The organism is Pseudomonas sp. TE3552 (assembly GCF_056278945.1).
Genome location: NZ_JBWBQJ010000001.1, coordinates 5,050,664 through 5,067,919, shown reverse-complemented (window position 1 = coordinate 5,067,919; position 17,256 = coordinate 5,050,664). Strand labels below are relative to the sequence as shown.

Annotated in this window: 15 protein-coding genes; 12 read left to right on the top strand and 3 right to left on the bottom strand. The window is 59.9% G+C overall.

Annotation, left to right across the window (positions count from 1 at the left end; translation table 11 throughout):
- Positions 1-58 precede the first annotated feature (58 nt).
- Positions 59-424, top strand: coding sequence for a response regulator (locus ACZ9BB_RS22910; protein WP_476216454.1), 366 nt, complete (start codon positions 59-61; stop codon positions 422-424).
- An 82-nt stretch (positions 425-506) separates the two neighbouring features.
- Here ACZ9BB_RS22910 and ACZ9BB_RS22905 read toward each other — a convergent pair whose 3' ends face one another.
- Positions 507-1,511, bottom strand: coding sequence for an AraC family transcriptional regulator (locus ACZ9BB_RS22905; RefSeq protein ID WP_476216452.1), 1,005 nt, complete (start codon positions 1,509-1,511; stop codon positions 507-509).
- Positions 1,512-1,611: 100 nt separating this feature from the next.
- On the opposite strand from ACZ9BB_RS22905, the gene ACZ9BB_RS22900 reads away from it, so the two are divergent.
- The 8 genes from ACZ9BB_RS22900 to ACZ9BB_RS22865 all read left to right on the top strand — a co-directional run bounded on the left by ACZ9BB_RS22900 (position 1,612) and on the right by ACZ9BB_RS22865 (position 9,334).
- Positions 1,612-2,685, top strand: a complete 1,074-nt coding sequence (locus tag ACZ9BB_RS22900; protein ID WP_476216450.1) for a fatty acid desaturase — start codon at positions 1,612-1,614, stop codon at positions 2,683-2,685.
- Between the two features lie 372 nt (positions 2,686-3,057).
- Entirely contained in the window at positions 3,058-3,639 is a 582-nt protein-coding gene (locus ACZ9BB_RS22895) for an alpha/beta hydrolase (protein WP_476216449.1), read from the top strand.
- A gap of 57 nt (positions 3,640-3,696) precedes the next feature.
- Positions 3,697-4,632 (top strand): sigma 54-interacting transcriptional regulator, encoded by a 936-nt coding sequence (locus tag ACZ9BB_RS22890; protein ID WP_476216447.1) that lies wholly within the window; start codon positions 3,697-3,699, stop codon positions 4,630-4,632.
- Positions 4,633-4,944: 312 nt separating this feature from the next.
- Positions 4,945-5,727 (top strand): MetQ/NlpA family ABC transporter substrate-binding protein, encoded by a 783-nt coding sequence (locus tag ACZ9BB_RS22885; RefSeq protein ID WP_476216445.1) that lies wholly within the window; start codon positions 4,945-4,947, stop codon positions 5,725-5,727.
- A gap of 644 nt (positions 5,728-6,371) precedes the next feature.
- A complete protein-coding gene (locus tag ACZ9BB_RS22880; protein WP_007941049.1) occupies positions 6,372-7,037 on the top strand; it encodes an amino acid ABC transporter permease in 666 nt (221 codons plus the stop codon).
- The gene (locus ACZ9BB_RS22875; protein ID WP_192346518.1) at positions 7,018-7,677 is read left to right on the top strand and encodes an amino acid ABC transporter permease; all 660 of its coding nucleotides are present in this window, start codon (positions 7,018-7,020) and stop codon (positions 7,675-7,677) included. The genes ACZ9BB_RS22880 and ACZ9BB_RS22875 overlap by 20 nt, the downstream gene beginning before the upstream one ends.
- Entirely contained in the window at positions 7,674-8,456 is a 783-nt protein-coding gene (locus tag ACZ9BB_RS22870) for an amino acid ABC transporter ATP-binding protein (RefSeq protein WP_476216442.1), read from the top strand. The genes ACZ9BB_RS22875 and ACZ9BB_RS22870 overlap by 4 nt, the downstream gene beginning before the upstream one ends.
- Positions 8,453-9,334, top strand: coding sequence for a transporter substrate-binding domain-containing protein (locus ACZ9BB_RS22865; protein ID WP_476216440.1), 882 nt, complete (start codon positions 8,453-8,455; stop codon positions 9,332-9,334). The genes ACZ9BB_RS22870 and ACZ9BB_RS22865 overlap by 4 nt, the downstream gene beginning before the upstream one ends.
- Positions 9,335-9,463: 129 nt before the next feature.
- Here ACZ9BB_RS22865 and ACZ9BB_RS22860 read toward each other — a convergent pair whose 3' ends face one another.
- The gene (locus tag ACZ9BB_RS22860) at positions 9,464-10,624 is read right to left on the bottom strand and encodes an AAA family ATPase (RefSeq protein ID WP_476216438.1); all 1,161 of its coding nucleotides are present in this window, start codon (positions 10,622-10,624) and stop codon (positions 9,464-9,466) included.
- 302 nt (positions 10,625-10,926) lie between these two features.
- On the opposite strand from ACZ9BB_RS22860, the gene ACZ9BB_RS22855 reads away from it, so the two are divergent.
- From ACZ9BB_RS22855 to ACZ9BB_RS22845, 3 genes are read left to right on the top strand one after another with little or no spacing between them, the layout of a single operon-like run.
- Positions 10,927-12,030 carry an efflux RND transporter periplasmic adaptor subunit gene (locus tag ACZ9BB_RS22855; RefSeq protein WP_476216437.1) on the top strand — a complete coding sequence of 368 codons (1,104 nt, stop codon included), beginning with the start codon at positions 10,927-10,929 and terminating at the stop codon, positions 12,028-12,030.
- Positions 12,027-13,094 (top strand): efflux RND transporter periplasmic adaptor subunit, encoded by a 1,068-nt coding sequence (locus tag ACZ9BB_RS22850; RefSeq protein WP_476216435.1) that lies wholly within the window; start codon positions 12,027-12,029, stop codon positions 13,092-13,094. Before ACZ9BB_RS22855 ends, ACZ9BB_RS22850 begins: the two co-directional genes overlap by 4 nt.
- Positions 13,091-16,144: an efflux RND transporter permease subunit gene (locus ACZ9BB_RS22845; RefSeq protein ID WP_476216434.1), complete on the top strand. Its 3,054-nt coding sequence runs from the start codon at positions 13,091-13,093 to the stop codon at positions 16,142-16,144. The genes ACZ9BB_RS22850 and ACZ9BB_RS22845 overlap by 4 nt, the downstream gene beginning before the upstream one ends.
- 33 nt (positions 16,145-16,177) lie before the next feature.
- On the opposite strand, the gene ACZ9BB_RS22840 is transcribed toward ACZ9BB_RS22845, so the two are convergent.
- A complete protein-coding gene (locus ACZ9BB_RS22840; protein WP_476216432.1) occupies positions 16,178-16,804 on the bottom strand; it encodes a class I SAM-dependent methyltransferase in 627 nt (208 codons plus the stop codon).
- Between the last annotated feature and the right edge of the window lie 452 nt (positions 16,805-17,256).

Sequence of the window (17,256 nt, the reverse complement as noted above, 5' to 3'; positions counted from 1 at the left end):
TAGGTAGGCTTTGTCCACGAACGCGCCTAGCCTGTGCAGACGACAATCGAGGTGTGCCATGCGTGTGTTGCTAGTGGAAGACGAACCCGAGACCGCCAGGCTCCTGGCCAAAGGCCTGAGCGAAGCGGGTTACGCGGTGGATGTGGCGCTCAATGGCATGGACGGCCGGCGCTTTATCGAGTCCGGTGAATACCAACTGATCATCCTCGACGTGATGCTGCCGGGGCTCAATGGCTGGCAGTTGCTGCAACAGATCCGCAAACTCGGCGACACACCGGTGCTGCTCCTCACCACCACGGACGGCATCGAGGATCGGTTGCGCGGGTTGGAGTTGCATGAGGATGATTACCTGCTCAAGCCGTTTGTTGTCAGTGAACTGGTGAAGCGGGTGCGCAAATTGTTGCGGCGTGATCGCGGGCGGTAGCGGTTTCAGTGGTGTTTGAGAAATTGCTATCGCGGGCAAGCCCGCGAAGAGGCCGGAAAACTCAACACACCTTGCGGATCTATTACCGCAACCCATCCCGAAACTGCCCCGGCGTCATCCCGGTCCAGCGTTTGAACGCACGGCTGAAGCTGCTGGTGTCGGCGAACCCCAGCAGGTAACTGACCTCGCTCAACGAGCACTGTGGGTCGCGCAGGTGCAACAGCGCCAGGTTCTCCCGGCTTTCGTTGAGCAGCGTATCGAACCGACAACCCTCGTCCGCCAAGTGCCGTTGCAGGCTGCGCAGGCTCAAGTGCAGCGCTTGGGCGATGCATTCGGCCGATGGTTCACCTTCGGGCAATTGCTCTTCAATGGCGTCGCGAACCTTGCGCTCCCAGGTCATGGGCTGGAGTTGCGCCAGGGTGCGTTTGAGTACGGTTTCGTTGTGTTCGGCCAGTTCCGGGTTGGCGTCGTCAAGGTGACTGTCGAAATCCGCGAGGGAGAATTCCAGTCGGTCTTCGTCGGCGGCGAAATACACCGGCGAGCGAAACACTTTGTGCCATTGATGCGGGTCGGCCGGTTCCGGACGGCGCAAGTAGACCGCCAGCGGGGCATAGTCGCGGCCCAGGCGATTGCGGCAGGTGCGCACGTAAATCGCTGCGAAGGCGTCGATGGCTTCGAAGGCGGGCGCGGGGTTGCCCTGGGGGATTTTCAGGCGGAAGCAGTAGCGATCCTCGGCGCGGGTCAGCTCCAGGTCCAGCGCATCGCTGACCACCTGGTGATAACGCACGATGCGCTCGAAGACTTCCCGCAGGCTGCCGCTGGCCACCAATGCGTAACCCAGTGCATGAAACGTGGTGGGGCTGACGAAGCGCGACACTCGTAAGCCAATCGCCGGGTCACCGCTGACCTGCACCGCGATGTGCCACAGGCGCGTGGTGCCGGACAACGGGTAACGGGCGTTCGGGTCGTCCATCAACTGTGGGTCGAGCCCCGCCTGTTGGCACAGGGCTGTGCTGTCGAGCCCCAGCGCATCGAGCTGCTTGCGCAGGGCACGGGTCCAGCTGGCGAGGGAGGTCGGTTCAGTCATGTTGAATGGCGCGTCCGGTCAACAGGTTGGCGTTCACGGCTACCGCTCTCTACAGCATCGCAAGGCAGGATGCGAACATCAATAACCAGAGGATGGAAGCATGGACGGTACTTGTGCAAGTCCCCAGCGACTGAATGCAGCACAGCGATCAGCGCATATTCGCGAGGTGGTATTGGCCAAAGGCGTCGAACTGCGCCAGCGCTACCCGATTCTCAACCATCAGGACGCACTGGGCGCGGGTATTCTGGCCTTCGCGCTGGCTGGGATGATCGGTTCGGCGGCGCTGTACATCACCGGGTACATGGCCTGGTGGGTGTGCTTGTTGCTTAACGCGTTTTTCGCCTCGCTGACCCATGAGCTGGAGCATGACCTGATCCACAGCATGTACTTTCGCAAGCAGCGCGTGCCGCACAACCTGATGATGGGCCTGGTGTGGCTGGCGCGGCCGAGCACCATCAACCCTTGGATACGTCGCCACTTGCACCTCAACCACCACAAGGTGTCCGGCACCGAAAGCGATATGGAAGAGCGGGCGATCACCAATGGTGAGCCTTGGGGGATCGCGCGGCTGTTGATGGTCGGCGACAACGTGATGTCGGCGTTCATTCGCATGCTGCGGGCCAAGACCCGGGCGCACAAGTTCAGCATCATCAAGCGTTCTCTGAAAGTTTATGCACCACTGGCGCTGGTGCATTGGGGGGCGTGGTACGGGTTTCTCGGTTTCAATGGGGCCAATGGCATCGCCTACCTGCTGGGTGCGCCCATCGAATGGTCGTCGACGACATTGGCGGTGATGCAGGTGATCGATATCGCCGCCGTGGTGATCATTGGGCCGAACGTGTTGCGTACGTTCTGTCTGCACTTTGTCAGCTCGAACATGCATTACTACGGCGACGTGGAACCGGGCAATGTGCTCCAGCAGACTCAGGTGTTGAACCCTTGGTGGATGTGGCCGTTGCAGGCGTTCTGCTTCAACTTCGGCAGCAGCCACGGGATCCATCATTTCGTGGTGAAAGAGCCGTTTTACATCCGGCAAATGACCGTTGCGGTGGCGCATAAAGTGATGCGCGAGATGGGTGTGCGGTTCAATGATTTCGGGACGTTCGGGCGGGCGAACCGGTTTGTGCGCAAGGAAACCACCGAGACGCAAGAGGTGCGTGCCGCTCAGGTTTGATGGTGTAACCGGAAACTCAAATGCTGGTCATCAATTTGACCCAAAGGGACGATACGGTGTGACGCAAGCAGTGATTCGCTTATGTGATTTCGGTCTATTAAAGGAATTAAATATTCCTTTATCGGATAACCGTTTCAGCCAATTATTGCGTCACAGCGAGGTTGATCAGCGCTAACAGATTTCGAGTTTCCGGGGCCGTCTCCTTGGCAGGGTGCGGCCCCTTTTTTATTCCGAGCCAATACAAGCCCGCGCCCACAAGAATTTGTTGTATATTCTTTATTGGTCTTAATAAATAGCTTCTTATTCCTTAACGAATATAACTCTCCTCCCTATACTCGGTCAGCAACAGACACGCAGCAGGAGAGCTCCCCCATGCGCAACGAATCAATTCGCTACCTGATTGTGCCGGGCTGGCAAGGATCGCCAGAAAATCATTGGCAAACCCATTGGCAGAACAGCCTGCCAAACAGCGCGCGGGTGGAGCAGGCCGACTGGCTGACACCTCGTCGCGAAGACTGGGTCGCGGCGTTGGCCGAGGCGATTGCCGCCGACAGCACGCCGGTCATTCTGATCGCCCATAGCCTGGGTTGCATCACGGTTGCGCATTGGGCCGCTACGGCGCCGCTGCAGTTTTTGCGTCAGGTGCGCGGCGCCTTGCTGGTTGCGCCAGCGGACGTCGAACGTCCCGCTTGCGCACCGGCCCTGCGCAACTTTGCACCGATCCCGACCCATTTGCTGCCGTTCCCGAGCCAGGTCGTCAGCTCCGATAACGACAGTGCCGTGAGTGCACCGCGTGCTCTGGAACTGGCACGTAACTGGGGCGCCGAGGCGGGGATTTTATCGGGGGCCGGGCACATCAACGTGAAGTCCGGTCATCAGCATTGGGAGCAGGGTTTTGCGTACCTCTATCGTCTGCAAAACCGCATGGAACAACACGCCCTGCGTCGCGCTTGAACCCTATTTCTTTAAAAAACGCCCCCGTCTGCCGGCGGTTTGGGGCGGGAGTCTGCCATGAGCTTGCATGAAACCTTCGGTCAGCCGCTGCTGACCTTTCCCGACGCGGAAAAGAGCCCGCTGAGCATTCGCGCCAAGGCGTTGGTGTTTGTCGATCCGCGTTCCCGGCAGTTGCGCCAGGAGCTGGAGCAACTGGCGCCACGTTCGATCTCGGTGTTGATTCGCGGTGAAACCGGCAGCGGTAAAGAACTGCTGGCCCGGCACATCCATCGCGCCAGTGATCGTGGCGGGTTGTTTGTGTCGGTCAATTGCGGGGCGATCAGCCCGACCTACGCCGACGCTGAACTGTTCGGTTATGCCGTCGGCAGTTACAGCGGCTCGGCCAGCAGTCGTGCCGGGTGGTTCGGTTCGGCCAACGGCGGCACGCTTTATCTGGATGAGATCGGCGACCTGCCGCTACCGATCCAGATCAAATTGCTCGCGGCCCTGGAAAACCACGAAGTCACCCGCGTTGGCGCTCACCAACCGAGCCCCGTGGACGTACGTCTGGTGGCCGCCACCAGCATCGATCTGGCCCAGGCGGTAACGGCCGGGAAATTCCATGAGCGGCTCTACCACTACCTCAGCGAAGGCCAGCTCGAGCTGCCGGCATTGCGTGAACGGGTGGGCGATATCTTGTCGCTGGCCGAATACTTCCTTGGCATCTACAGCCAACGCCTCGACCTGCCGGTGCCATTGATCAGCGAAGCCGCGCAGCATCTGCTGGAGCAGCACAGTTGGCCGGGCAACACGCGGGAGTTGGAGAACGTCATCCACTTTGCGTTGTTGGTGAGTACGGGCGATGAGATTTTGCCGGAGCATTTGAATTTGCCTGAGGTGGCTGTGTCGCTGGGGGGGATTGAGCAGCAGGTGGCCCATGTGATCAACAGCGGCACGACTGCTGAGCGAACTGCTTTAAAAAGTCTGCTGACAGATCTTTTAGGCACTCTGTAACCCCTGTGGCGAGGGAGCTTGCTCCCGTTGGGTTGCGCGGCAACCCCAAAATCAGCGACCAATTCTGTCAGGCACACCGCGTTTGCGCAGTGCGACTGCTGCGTAGCCGAGCGGGAGCAAGCTCCCTCGCCGCAATGGTTAAGTGTGCTTTGGTTGGTATGAACAAAATGGAATATGAAAGTGAATAAAAGATATTGTTAGGGAATAAAAAATCCCGGTATTGTCCGCGTCACGCCAGCGCTAGCACTTCGCTGGCACTTTCATTTTTTAGCCGTCGTCGATGACGATCGCGATTTTCGATAAGGACACTGCATGAAAAAGGTTCTGTTGTTCACCGCATTGGCGGCTGCCCTGACTGCGGGCCTGGCCCAGGCGGGCGAGAAACTGGTGGTGGCGGCGACCCCGGTCCCACACGCCGAGATTCTTGAACTGATCAAGCCAACCCTCGCCAAAGAAGGCGTGGACCTGGAAATCAAAGTCTTCACCGACTACGTTCAGCCAAACGTACAGGTCGATCAGAAGCGTCTGGACGCCAACTACTTCCAGACCCTGCCGTACCTGAAAAACTTCAACGAAGGCAAAGGCACTAACCTGGTGACCGTGATCGGCGTGCATGTCGAACCCTTCGGCGGCTACTCGAAGAAAGTCAAAAGCCTGGCTGAGCTCAAAGACGGCGCAACCATCGCCATCCCGAACGAAGGCAGCAACAGCGGCCGTGCCCTGATCCTGCTGCAGAAGGCTGGCCTGATTGAGTTGAAAGACCCGAAAAACGCTGTGGCCACACCGAAAGACATCGCCAAGAACCCGCACAATTTCAAGTTCAAGGAACTGGAATCGGCCTTGCTGCCGCGCGTTCTGGATCAGGTCGACCTGGACATGATCAACACCAACTACGCGCTGGATGCAGGTCTGAACCCGGCCAAAGATGCACTGGTGATCGAAGGTGCCGATTCGCCTTACGTGAACTTCCTGGTGGCTCGTCCGGACAACAAGGACAGCGTCGCCATCCAAAAACTGGCCAAGGCCCTGACCAGCCCGGAAGTGAAGGCTTTCATCGCCAAGAAGTACAGCGGCGCGGTACTGCCGGCGTTCTGATCTAACGCAGTATCAAACCCCTTCAAGGTTTCAACGCCGACGGCTTTCGATAGCGTCGGCGTTTTTTATTGCTCCACCTTTGGTGAGGGGCTTTTGTGGCGAGGGGGCTTGCCCCCGTTCGACTGCGCAGCAGTCGCCGATCAGTCGATGAGGTGTGTCAGAGGGAATCGGAGTACAGGTTTCAGGGCCGCTTCGCAGCCCAACGGGGGCAAGCCCCCTCGCCACAACAAGCTCCAGCCACAGGGAACCTGCTCACCTCAAGATCGTTCAGGCCACTCTGGTCTTCAGCGCCTTGCGCAACGCCACCAGCAATTTCACGATGTCTTGCGGGTCCAGCCGCTGCGGCACTTTTACGTCAGCCATTTTCTCTTCCTTGTGATGGTTCGGCCGGGGGAGTCTGGCCAAAAGCTGTACGTCCTTGGAGGGGCTTTTTGAAAAAAAGATCCGTCCTACGGCTGAAAGAAAAATAGTCGTCTTCCCCAGTCTCGGCAAATCCGCAGGATAGTCTTTTGCGTGATATCAATATGCTTTATCGGTATTTAAATTCTGCTTTTTATACCTTTAAAGTCGGTGCCTGCCGGGTGGTTATCCACTGCCCATGGACTGCGCCATCGTCGCTTACCGAGCGGCGTACAGGATGTTCAATGACTTTCGATTACGCGTTTATCCTCAGCACCCTGCCGGCGTTTCTCAAAGCCGTGGGCGTGACACTGCAGGTCGGCTTTATCGCCATCGGCACTTCGTTGCTGGTGGCGCTGATCAACGCGACGATTCTGGTGTTTCGCACCCCCTACCTTCAACGCCTGGTCGGGCTGTACGTGGAGCTGGCGCGCAACACGCCACTGCTGATCCAATTGTTCTTCGTCTACTTCGCCTTGCCGGCCCTGGGCATCAAAGTCTCGGGCTTCGCGGCGGCAATCATCACCATGACTTTCCTTGGCGGTGCCTACCTCACCGAAGTCCTGCGTGCCGGCGTGGATGCTGTGCCTCAGGCGCAACTTGAGTCCGGCCGCTCCATCGGTCTGTCCCACGGGCAATTGCTGCGCTACGTGATCCTGCCGCAGGCCGGCATCCTCAGCCTGCCATCGCTGTTCGCCAACTTCATTTTCCTGCTCAAGGAAACCACCGTGGTCTCGGCGGTTGCGGTGCCGGAGATTCTCTACACCACCAAAAGCTACATCGCGCTCTACTACAAAACCTACGAAATGCTCGCCGTGCTGACGCTGATTTGCGTGCTGCTGTTTTTGCCGTTGTCGCTGCTGCTCAGCCGTCTGGAAAGGAGGCTCCAGCATGGCCAGTTCGGGTCTTGAGTTGCTCTGGGTGTCGTTGCCGCAACTGGGCAAGGGCGCTGCGCAAACCCTGTCGATCTCTTTTCTGAGCATCGCCTTCAGCACCGTCGGCGGCGTGCTTTACGGTGTGTTGCGCACGCTGAATTCAAAATGGCTCAACGGGTTTCTGCGGGTCTATCTGGAGCTGTTCCGGGCGATCCCGGTGCTGGTCTGGCTGTATTTGCTGTTCTTCGGCCTGCCGATCTTTTTTGGGCTGAGCATTCCGAGCTTCTGGTGCGCGGTGCTGGTGTTGTCGCTATGGGGCGCCAGCGAAGTCGGTGAAGTGGTGCGCGGCGCGTTGCATTCGTTGCCGCGCGGCCAGCGTGAGGCGGGGTTGTCGATTGGCCTGGATGGCCCGCAACTCTACGGCTACGTGCTGCTACCTCAAGCGCTGAAACGCATGACGCCGCCAACCATCAACGTCTACACGCGCATCATCAAAACCAGTTCCCTGGCGGTGCTGATCGGCGTGGTGGATGTGATCAAGGTCGGTCAGCAGATCATCGAACGTACCTACGAATCGGTGCTGATCTACGGCGCGCTATTTCTGTTCTTCTTTTTCATCTGCTACCCGCTGTCGGCCGCTTCACGCGTGCTGGAGCGGCGCTGGACGCAAGCATGAGTGCATTGATCGAGTTCAAGGGTTTCAACAAGTTTTTCGGCGAGCAGCAGGTGCTCGACGGCATCGACCTGCAAGTGAAACCGGGCGAGGTGATCGTCATCCTCGGCCCCAGCGGCTGTGGCAAAAGCACCTTGCTGCGCTGCCTCAACGGCCTGGAAGTCGCTCACAGCGGCAGCTTGAATTTTGCCGGGAGCGAGTTGCTGGACAAGGGCACCGACTGGCGCGAAGTGCGTCAGCAGATCGGCATGGTGTTCCAGAGCTACCACCTGTTCCCGCACATGAGTGTGCTCGACAACCTGTTGCTCGGCCCGCTCAAAGTGCAGAAACGCGAACGCCGTGAAGCGCGTGCCCAGGCTGAAGCCTTGCTGGAGCGCGTGGGCCTTTTGGACAAGCGCGACGCCTTCCCGCGCCAGCTCTCCGGCGGCCAGCAGCAACGCATCGCCATCGTCCGTTCGCTGTGCATGAACCCCAAGGTCATGCTCTTCGACGAAGTCACCGCCGCCCTCGATCCGGAAATGGTCAAGGAAGTGCTGGAAGTGATTCAGGGCCTGGCCCGCGAAGGCATGACGCTGCTGATCGTCACCCACGAAATGGCCTTCGCCCGCGCGGTGGCCGACCGCATTGTGTTCATGGATGCCGGGCGCATTCTTGAGCAACACCCCCCCGAGATTTTCTTTACGAACCCGCAAACCGCACGAGCGCAGCAGTTCCTGGAGAAGTTCTCCTACGTCGCCGCACTACCCAAAACGACTCAAACAAAGGAATTGGAACTGTCATGAAAACTGCCAAGTCTTCTCTGCTGCTGCTCCCGCTGTTCGGCCTGGCGCTGCTCGCCGGCTGCAACAAAACCGAAGAGCCGACAAAGCCGAAAACCGCCAGCGTCAGCACCGCACCGGCTGGTTACCTGGAAAAAATCAAAGCCCGGGATAAGCTGATCGTCGGCGTCTTCACCGACAAGCCGCCGTTCGGCTTTGTCGATGAGGCCGGGCGCTATGTGGGGTTCGATACTGATATCGGTCGTCAATTCGCCAAAGATCTGTTGGGTGATGAGAACAAGGTCGAATTCGTTGCGGTGGAGCCGGCGAGCCGGATTCCGTTCCTGCAAAGCGACAAGGTCGACCTGATCCTGGCCAACATGACCGTCACCCCGGAGCGCAAGGACGCGGTGGACTTCACCAACCCGAACCTCAAGGTCGCGGTGCAGGCGTTGGTGCCGCAGGCGAGTTCGGTGAAGAACCTTGATGACCTGGCGACCCGCACCACCATCGTGACTACCGGCACCACGGCGGATATCTGGCTGACCAAGAATCATCCGGACTGGAAACTGCTGAAGTTCGAGAAAAACTCCGAGTCTTTGCAAGCCCTGGCCAATGGTCGCGGCGACGCTTATGCGCAGGACAACCTGGTGCTGTTCAGCTGGGCCAAGCAGAACCCCGGCTACCGTGTGCTGGAGGAAAAATTGGGTGCCGAAGCACCGATCGCTCCGGCGGTGAAGAAGGGCAACATCGAACTGCGCGACTGGGTGAATGTGGAGTTGGCGAAGTTGGGTGAGGAGAAGTTTTTGCTCAAGCTGTACGACCAGTATGTGCGTAAAGAATTGAGCGATGACACCAAGCCTGAGAGCGTGATTGTCGAGGGTGGGAAGTGGCAGGGGTGATTTGCTTCAGATGATCGTTCCCACGCTCTGCGTGGGAATGCCTCTCGGGACGCTCGGCGTCCCTGCGGCTGTGACGCAGAGCGTCACTGGCTGCATTCCCACGCAGAGCGTGGGAACGATCAGTGTGTCTCAATCCGGCCAATGCCACGCCGGCTCATCCAGCATCCGCTGCCCGACTATCCCGGTCTGGCCGAAATCCTTCTCCAGCACAATGCAATTGCACTCCGGGTCCTGCTGCAATGCCGAGATCAAGCGCCGCGCATGGGATACCACCCACACCTGACACTGCTGGGACGCTCGGATAATCAACCGCGCCAACGCCGGCAACAGATCTGGATGCAGACTGGTTTCCGGCTCGTTCAACACCATCAGCGTCGGCGGCCGGGGCGTCAGCAATGCCGCGACCAGCAACAGGTAGCGCAACGTCCCGTCCGACAACTCGGCGGCGGACAGTGGCCGCAATAACCCCTCCTGATAAAACTCGATTGCAAATCGGCCACCTTGCAGCGGTGCGATGTTCAGCGTCGCGCCGGGGAACGCGTCGCTGATCGCCGCCTGCAAGGCTTCGGGATCGCCGATTTCGCGGATGGTCTGTAACGCCGCCGCGAGGTCGCGACCGTCGTGGTGCAACACCGGCGTGCGAGTGCCCAGTTGTGGTTGTCGCGCCGGAGCTTCGGCATCGCTGCGAAAGTGATCGTAGAAGCGCCAGCGGCGGATGAATTCACGCAGCTGCAAGACTTCCGGCGAGGTACGCAAGCTACCAACCTGATCGAACAGGCTGTCGAAATTCGGCGTGCGTTGGGCCAGCACCTCCCAGCCGCGGCCGACCCGTGTGCGAATCATCGGGCCGTCACGATCCACCAGCAGGCTGGCCGGGCGATAGAACGGCCCGGACCAGATGCATTCCCTTTTGATTTCCGGGTCCAGAGAAAACGCGGAAAGACTCGGTTCCTGAAGGCCCAGCGCGATCGAGTAGCTGAAGTCTTCACCGGTAAACCCCAGGCGCAGGCGTTTGGCGCCGTGTCGCATGGTTGCCTGGATCGGGATTTCACCATTGCGCATGCGCTGGGTGATGGTTTCCGGCCCGGCCCAGAAGGTCGAATCCAGCCCACCCTCGCGTGCCAAGCCATTGACCACTCCACCCTGAGCAGTTTCCGCCAGCAGGCGCAAGGCGCGGTAGAGATTGGACTTGCCGCTGCCGTTGGGGCCGGTGATCAGGTTCAACCGTTGAAGCGGAATCACCAATTTATTGATCGAGCGGTAGTTGGCCACCGCGAGGGTTTTGAGCATGGGGAGCTTCCTGCTGCAGGGTCCGCCAGTTTGTCTTATTGTCGGCGACTGTGATCGTATGTGGCGAGGGAGCTTGCTCCCGCTGGGCTGCGAAGCGGCCCAAAAAAGTTAAACCAGGTGTGTCAGGGAAAACGAGATAGCAGGTTTTGCGTCTGCTGCGCAGCCGAGCGGGAGCAAGCTCCCTCGCCACAGGCAACCCCCAAGCCCCATGCGATGCAGCAAACCCGTGCACCTGTTGAACCCTGTTCTAAGCTCACAGTCGTATCGTCACTTGCACGTTCGTACAACGCAAAGGAGTCTGCATGGCGGGTCCCGGATTGAAGTTAATGGTTGGCCTGAGCCTCTTCGCCATGCTGACCGCCTGTGGCGATAAAAATCCGGTCGAGAAGGACCACCCGCGAGTCTTCGTGCAAGAGGTCAAGCCAACCGATTACGCCGCGGCGGTGACCCTCACCGGCGACGTCCAGGCGCGAGTACAAACCGAGTTGTCGTTTCGCGTGGGCGGCAAGATCATCCAGCGCATGGTCGACGTCGGTGACCGGGTTTCGGCCAGACAAGTGCTGGCCAGGCTCGATCCCAAGGACCTGCAAACCAACGTCGACTCGGCCCAGGCCCAGGTCGTTGCCGAACAGGCCCGGGTCAAACAGACCGCCGCCGCTTTCGTTCGCCAACAAAAACTCCTGCCCAAGGGTTACACCAGCCAGAGCGAATACGACTCCGCCCAAGCCGCGTTGCACAGCAGTCAGAGCGCACTGACCGCCGCTCAAGCGCAATTGGCCAACGCCCGTGATCAACTGAGCTACACCGCGTTGATTGCCGATGCGCCTGGGGTGATTACCGCGCGCCAGGCTGAAGTCGGCCAAGTAGTGCAGGCCACGGTGCCGATTTTCAGCCTGGCCCGGGACGGCGAGCGTGACGCGGTGTTCAACGTTTACGAATCGCTGCTGGCCGAGCCGCCGTCGGACAGATCGATTGTGGTCAGCCTGCTCGACAACCCGAAAATCAAGACCACAGGCACCGTTCGGGAAGTCACGCCGGCAGTCTCGGCGCAGACCGGCACAGTGCAAGTCAAAGTCACCCTCGACAGCCTCCCCGAGGGCATGCAACTGGGGTCGGTGGTGAGTGCCACCGCCAAGCCGGTGGGCAAAACCGCAGTGGAACTGCCTTGGGCGGCCCTGACCAAAAACCTCAGCGACCCGGCCGTGTGGCTGGTGGACGCCGAGGGCAAGGCGCAATTGCACACCGTCACCGTCGGCCGTTACCTGACCGGCAAAGTCATTGTCAGCGCCGGCCTCAACGGGGGCGAAAAAGTCGTCACCGCGGGCGGCCAGTTACTGCATCCGGGCGTGCGCGTGGAGATTGTCGAAAATACTTACCAAGCCCCAGCGACAGGAGCCCAGCCATGAAGCGCCTGTTGCTGTTATCCGCCGGTTTGCTACTGGTCGCCTGTTCCAAAAAGGAAGCGCCGCCAGAACCGGTTCGGCCGGTGTTGTCCGTGGAAGTGAAAGCGCTCAATCAAGAAAACCTCGGCCGGTTTGCCGGCAGCATCCAGGCCCGTTACGAAAGCAACATCGGTTTTAGGGTGCCGGGGCGTATCGCCAGCCGTAACGTCGATGTCGGCGCCGAAGTGCAGAAGGGCGCGTTGCTCGCGACCCTCGACCCCACCGATCAGCAGAACCAGTTGCGCTCGGCCCAGGGTGATCTGGCGCGGGTTCAGGCGCAGCTCATCAACGCCCAGGCCAATGCCCGACGGCAGCAGGAACTGTTCAATCGCGGGGTTGGCGCGCAGGCGCAACTGGACATCGCCCAGACCGACCTGAAAACCACCCAGGCGTCCCTCGATCAAGCCAGGGCTGCGGTCGATCAGGCGAAGGACCAACTCAACTACGTTGAGCTGCGCACCGATCACAAAGCCATCGTCACCGCGTGGAACGCCGAAGCCGGGCAAGTGGTAACGGCCGGCCAGCAAGTGGTGACCCTGGCGCAGCCGGACATCAAGGAGGCGGTGATCGACCTGCCCGATACTCTGGTCGATCAGTTGCCAGCCGACGTGGTGTTCCAGGTCGCCTCACAACTGGACCCGAGCATCACCAGCACCGCCATCGTGCGCGAAATCGAACCCCAGGCGCAAAGTGCGACCCGCACCCGTCGCGCCCGCCTGAGCCTGACCGATACGCCGCCGGGTTTTCGCCTCGGCACGGCAATCAGCGTGACCCTCAGCTCCGCGATCAAGCCGCGCCTCGAACTGCCGGTGAGCGCGCTGCAGGAGGTCGATGGAAAACTGCGGATCTGGGTCGTTGATCCGCAGACGCAAACCGTTTCGCCACGAGAGGTGAGCCTGATCAGCCGGACCGATGCCACGGTGGTCCTGGCCAACGGTGTGAAGACCGGCGAGCGGGTGGTCAGCGCGGGTGTGAACAGCCTCAAACCGGGGCAGAAAGTGAGAATTGACGAGGACAGCCCGCAATGAAAGGGAGTTTCAACTTATCCGAATGGGCCCTCAAGCATCAGTCGTTTGTCTGGTATTTGATGTTCGTCGCGCTGTTGATGGGCGTGTTTTCCTACCTGAACCTGGGCCGCGAAGAAGACCCGTCGTTCACCATCAAAACCATGGTGATCCAGACCCGTTGGCCCGGCGCGACCCAGGAAGAAACCCTCAAGCAGGTCACTGACCGGATCGAGAAAAAACTCGAAGAACTCGACTCGCTCGATTACGTGAAAAGCTACACCCGCCCCGGCGAATCGACGGTCTTCGTTAACCTGCTCGACACCACCAGCGCCGAGGACATTCCGCAAATCTGGTACCAGGTGCGCAAGAAGATCAACGACATCCGCGGCGACTTCCCGCAAGGCCTGCAAGGGCCGGGCTTCAACGATGAGTTCGGTGACGTGTTCGGTTCGGTGTATGCCTTTACCTCTGACGGCCTGTCGATGCGCCAGCTACGCGATTACGTGGAACAGGTGCGTGCCGAAATCCGTGAAGTGCCAGGGTTGGGCAAGGTCGAAATGATCGGCGAGCAGGATGAAGTGCTGTACCTGAACTTCTCCACCCGCAAACTCGCCGCCCTCGGCATCGATCAGCGCCAGGTGGTGCAGAGCCTGCAATCGCAGAATGCCGTGACCCCGGCCGGGGTTATCGAGGCCGGCCCGGAACGGATTTCGGTGCGGACTTCGGGCCAGTTTGCCTCTGAAAAAGATCTGGCCAACGTCAATCTGAAGCTCAACGACCGCTTCTACCGCCTGGCCGACATTGCCGACATCAGCCGTGGTTACGTCGATCCGTCGACCCCGGAGTTTCGCTTCAATGGTCAGCCAGCCATCGGCCTGGCGATCGCCATGAAGAAGGGCGGCAACATTCAGGCATTCGGCAAGGCGCTGCACCTGCGCATGAACGAGCTGACCGCCGACCTGCCGGTGGGCGTCGGTGTGCACAACGTTTCCGACCAGGCCGAAGTGGTGGAAGAAGCCGTCGGCGGTTTCACCAGTGCGTTGTTCGAGGCCGTGGTGATCGTGCTGATCGTCAGCTTCGTCAGCCTTGGCGTGCGCGCCGGGCTGGTGGTGGCGTGTTCAATTCCGTTGGTGCTGGCAATGGTCTTCCTCTTCATGGAATACAGCGGCATCACCATGCAGCGGATTTCCCTCGGTGCGCTGATCATCGCCCTCGGCCTGCTGGTGGACGACGCGATGATCACGGTGGAGATGATGGTCACGCGCCTGGAAATGGGTGAAACCAAAGAGCAGGCGGCGACCTTCGCCTACACCTCGACCGCATTCCCGATGCTCACCGGCACGTTGGTTACCGTCGCCGGTTTCGTGCCAATCGGCTTGAACGCAAGCTCCGCCGGTGAGTACACCTTCACGCTGTTCGCGGTGATTGCGGTGGCCATGCTGGTGTCGTGGATTGTCGCTGTGCTTTTCGCCCCGGTGCTCGGTGTGCATATTTTGAGCGCTAAGGTGAAACCTCACGACGCAGAGCCTGGGCGTATCGGTCGGGCGTTCAATGGCGGCTTGCTCTGGGCCATGCGTAATCGCTGGTGGGCTATCGGCATCACCGTGGCGCTGTTTGTACTCTCGGTGTTTTCCATGCAGTTCGTGCAGAACCAGTTCTTCCCGTCCTCGGACCGCCCGGAAATTCTCGTCGACCTGAACCTGCCGCAAAACGCCTCGATCGCTGAAACCCGCAAGGTGGTGGACAAGCTCGAAGCGTCGCTCAAGGATGACCCGGACATCGTGCGCTGGAGCACCTACATCGGCGAGGGGGCGATCCGTTTTTACCTGCCCCTCGACCAGCAATTGCAGAACCCGTACTACGCGCAACTGGTGATCGTCAGCAAAGGCCTGGAGTCACGCACGGCCCTGACTGCGCGACTGCAAAAACGCCTGCGCGAAGAGTTCGTCGGTGTCGGCAGTTACGTCCAGGCGCTGGAAATGGGCCCGCCGGTGGGGCGACCGATTCAGTACCGGGTCAGCGGCAAAGACATCGATCAGGTGCGCAAACACGCAATTGCCCTGGCCACCGAACTGGATAAGAACTCGCACATCGGCGAGATCATTTACGACTGGAACGAGCCGGGCAAAGTCCTGCGTATCGACATCGCCCAGGACAAGGCGCGGCAACTGGGGCTGTCCTCGGAAGACGTGGCGAACCTGATGAACAGCATCGTTGTCGGCTCGCCGGTAACGCAGGTCGATGACGATATTTACCTGATTGACGTGGTCGGCCGCGCTGAAGATGCCGAGCGCGGCAGCCCGGAAACCTTGCAGAACTTGCAGATTGTCACCCCCGGCGGCACTTCGATTCCATTGCTGGCGTTTGCCACGGTGCGTTATGAACTCGAGCAGCCGCTGGTGTGGCGTCGTGACCGCAAACCGACCATCACCATCAAGGCGGCGGTGCGCGACGAGATTCAGCCGACCGATCTGGTGAAACAGCTGCAACCGGACATCGACAAGTTCGCCGCCGGTTTACCGGTGGGCTACAAAGTCGCCACCGGCGGTACGGTAGAGGAAAGCGGCAAGGCCCAGGGGCCGATTGCCAAGGTCGTGCCGTTGATGCTGTTTTTGATGGCGACCTTCCTGATGATCCAGTTGCACAGCGTGCAGAAGCTGTTCCTGGTGGCCAGCGTCGCGCCGCTCGGCTTGATCGGCGTGGTGCTGGCGCTGATCCCGACCGGCACGCCCATGGGCTTCGTGGCGATCCTCGGGATTCTGGCGCTGATCGGCATCATCATCCGCAACTCGGTGATTCTGGTGACCCAGATCGATTCTTTCGAGAAGAGCGGTTATACGCCGTGGGATGCGGTGGTGCAGGCCACGGAACATCGGCGTCGCCCGATTTTGTTGACGGCGGCGGCGGCGAGTATGGGGATGATCCCGATCGCCCGGGAAGTGTTCTGGGGGCCGATGGCCTACGCGATGATTGGCGGGATCATCATCGCCACGTTGCTGACGCTGCTGTTTTTGCCGGCGCTGTACGTGGCCTGGTACAAGGTTCGCGAGCCGAAGACACAAGCGCAGTAAAGCGTCAGTACCGACACCTCAGACTTGAGCTGCTTACACCTTACGCCAGACACTCGCCAACCAAGGCTGCTGCTCCCGTGGCAGCCCCGCCGGCCGGTAGTAATGCTCAAGCTCCACAAACCCCGCTTCGGTCAGCATTTCGCGCCACACCTGAAGATCGTAATATGCCCCATACCGCGGTCCGTTCCAGCCTTCCTGATTCTCGCCACGCGGATTGGAACTGAACAACACACCGCCCGGCTTCAACGCCTCGCGCAACTGCTTCAACACCCGAGGCAACTCCTGACTCGGAATGTGAAACAACACCGCATTGGCGAATATCCCGTCGAAGCGTTCGGCCGGCAGGTCGAGCTTCAGAAAGTCCTGCTGCCAGACCTCGCAACCACTGTCCTCCCGGGCCATCTGCGCAAGCTTTTGCGAACCGTCGAGCCCGATGGCGATGTGGCCCATGCGGGTGAAGGTTTTCAGGTCGCGGCCAGGGCCGCAGCCAAAGTCGAGAATACTGAACGGCGCCTTACTCTGGATGTGCCGTAGCAGGGCATCGATGTTCTGGCTGACATCGTGATCGCGAGTGCCTTCACGGAAGTCTTCAGCCACCGCGTTGTAATGGCCCAGGGTGGTGGAGGTGATCTGCTCCAGGTCGGTGGGAGTCTGTTTCATGGTTGGCTGCGCAGGCAATGGGGATGTGTCGAATATACGCCATGACGCCGGGGGCTGCTTCGCAGCCATTCGCGGGTTGTTGGGTGGCAGCTGTACGCAGGTTAGTCGACCGGATACCAGGAAAACCCGGCGCACCCAAGGGTGCCCTGCGCACAGCCACCATAACTTTCAGGTAATAAAAAACACCTGACATGAGGTAGCGCTATGCGCCTGGTAAGATCCGGGCGACTAAACCCGATCACTGATGAGCAGTGACGAACCGAGACTAGCCACCAGATTCTGTCGGCGCAAGCGAGCGGAATGATCTAGGAAATGTCCTGCAAATGAAAGGGATCGGGCCTGCTGGCACTCTGATTTTCCTGTGCGAAATGTTCCCCAGGACCTAGGGACAATACTTCTGGCGAGTGAGCTTTTCTGTGGCGAGGGAGCTTGCTCCCGCTGGGCTGCGAAGC

What these genes read in the sequence shown, in the direction of transcription:
- ACZ9BB_RS22910 (WP_476216454.1), top strand. Translation starts at nt 59, where the DNA reads ATGCGTGTGTTGCTAGTGGAAGACGAACCCGAGACCGCCAGGCTCCTG.
- ACZ9BB_RS22905 (WP_476216452.1), bottom strand. Translation starts at nt 1,511, where the DNA reads ATGACTGAACCGACCTCCCTCGCCAGCTGGACCCGTGCCCTGCGCAAG.
- ACZ9BB_RS22900 (WP_476216450.1), top strand. Translation starts at nt 1,612, where the DNA reads ATGGACGGTACTTGTGCAAGTCCCCAGCGACTGAATGCAGCACAGCGA.
- ACZ9BB_RS22895 (WP_476216449.1), top strand. Translation starts at nt 3,058, where the DNA reads ATGCGCAACGAATCAATTCGCTACCTGATTGTGCCGGGCTGGCAAGGA.
- ACZ9BB_RS22890 (WP_476216447.1), top strand. Translation starts at nt 3,697, where the DNA reads ATGAGCTTGCATGAAACCTTCGGTCAGCCGCTGCTGACCTTTCCCGAC.
- ACZ9BB_RS22885 (WP_476216445.1), top strand. Translation starts at nt 4,945, where the DNA reads ATGAAAAAGGTTCTGTTGTTCACCGCATTGGCGGCTGCCCTGACTGCG.
- ACZ9BB_RS22880 (WP_007941049.1), top strand. Translation starts at nt 6,372, where the DNA reads ATGACTTTCGATTACGCGTTTATCCTCAGCACCCTGCCGGCGTTTCTC.
- ACZ9BB_RS22875 (WP_192346518.1), top strand. Translation starts at nt 7,018, where the DNA reads ATGGCCAGTTCGGGTCTTGAGTTGCTCTGGGTGTCGTTGCCGCAACTG.
- ACZ9BB_RS22870 (WP_476216442.1), top strand. Translation starts at nt 7,674, where the DNA reads ATGAGTGCATTGATCGAGTTCAAGGGTTTCAACAAGTTTTTCGGCGAG.
- ACZ9BB_RS22865 (WP_476216440.1), top strand. Translation starts at nt 8,453, where the DNA reads ATGAAAACTGCCAAGTCTTCTCTGCTGCTGCTCCCGCTGTTCGGCCTG.
- ACZ9BB_RS22860 (WP_476216438.1), bottom strand. Translation starts at nt 10,624, where the DNA reads ATGCTCAAAACCCTCGCGGTGGCCAACTACCGCTCGATCAATAAATTG.
- ACZ9BB_RS22855 (WP_476216437.1), top strand. Translation starts at nt 10,927, where the DNA reads ATGGCGGGTCCCGGATTGAAGTTAATGGTTGGCCTGAGCCTCTTCGCC.
- ACZ9BB_RS22850 (WP_476216435.1), top strand. Translation starts at nt 12,027, where the DNA reads ATGAAGCGCCTGTTGCTGTTATCCGCCGGTTTGCTACTGGTCGCCTGT.
- ACZ9BB_RS22845 (WP_476216434.1), top strand. Translation starts at nt 13,091, where the DNA reads ATGAAAGGGAGTTTCAACTTATCCGAATGGGCCCTCAAGCATCAGTCG.
- ACZ9BB_RS22840 (WP_476216432.1), bottom strand. Translation starts at nt 16,804, where the DNA reads ATGAAACAGACTCCCACCGACCTGGAGCAGATCACCTCCACCACCCTG.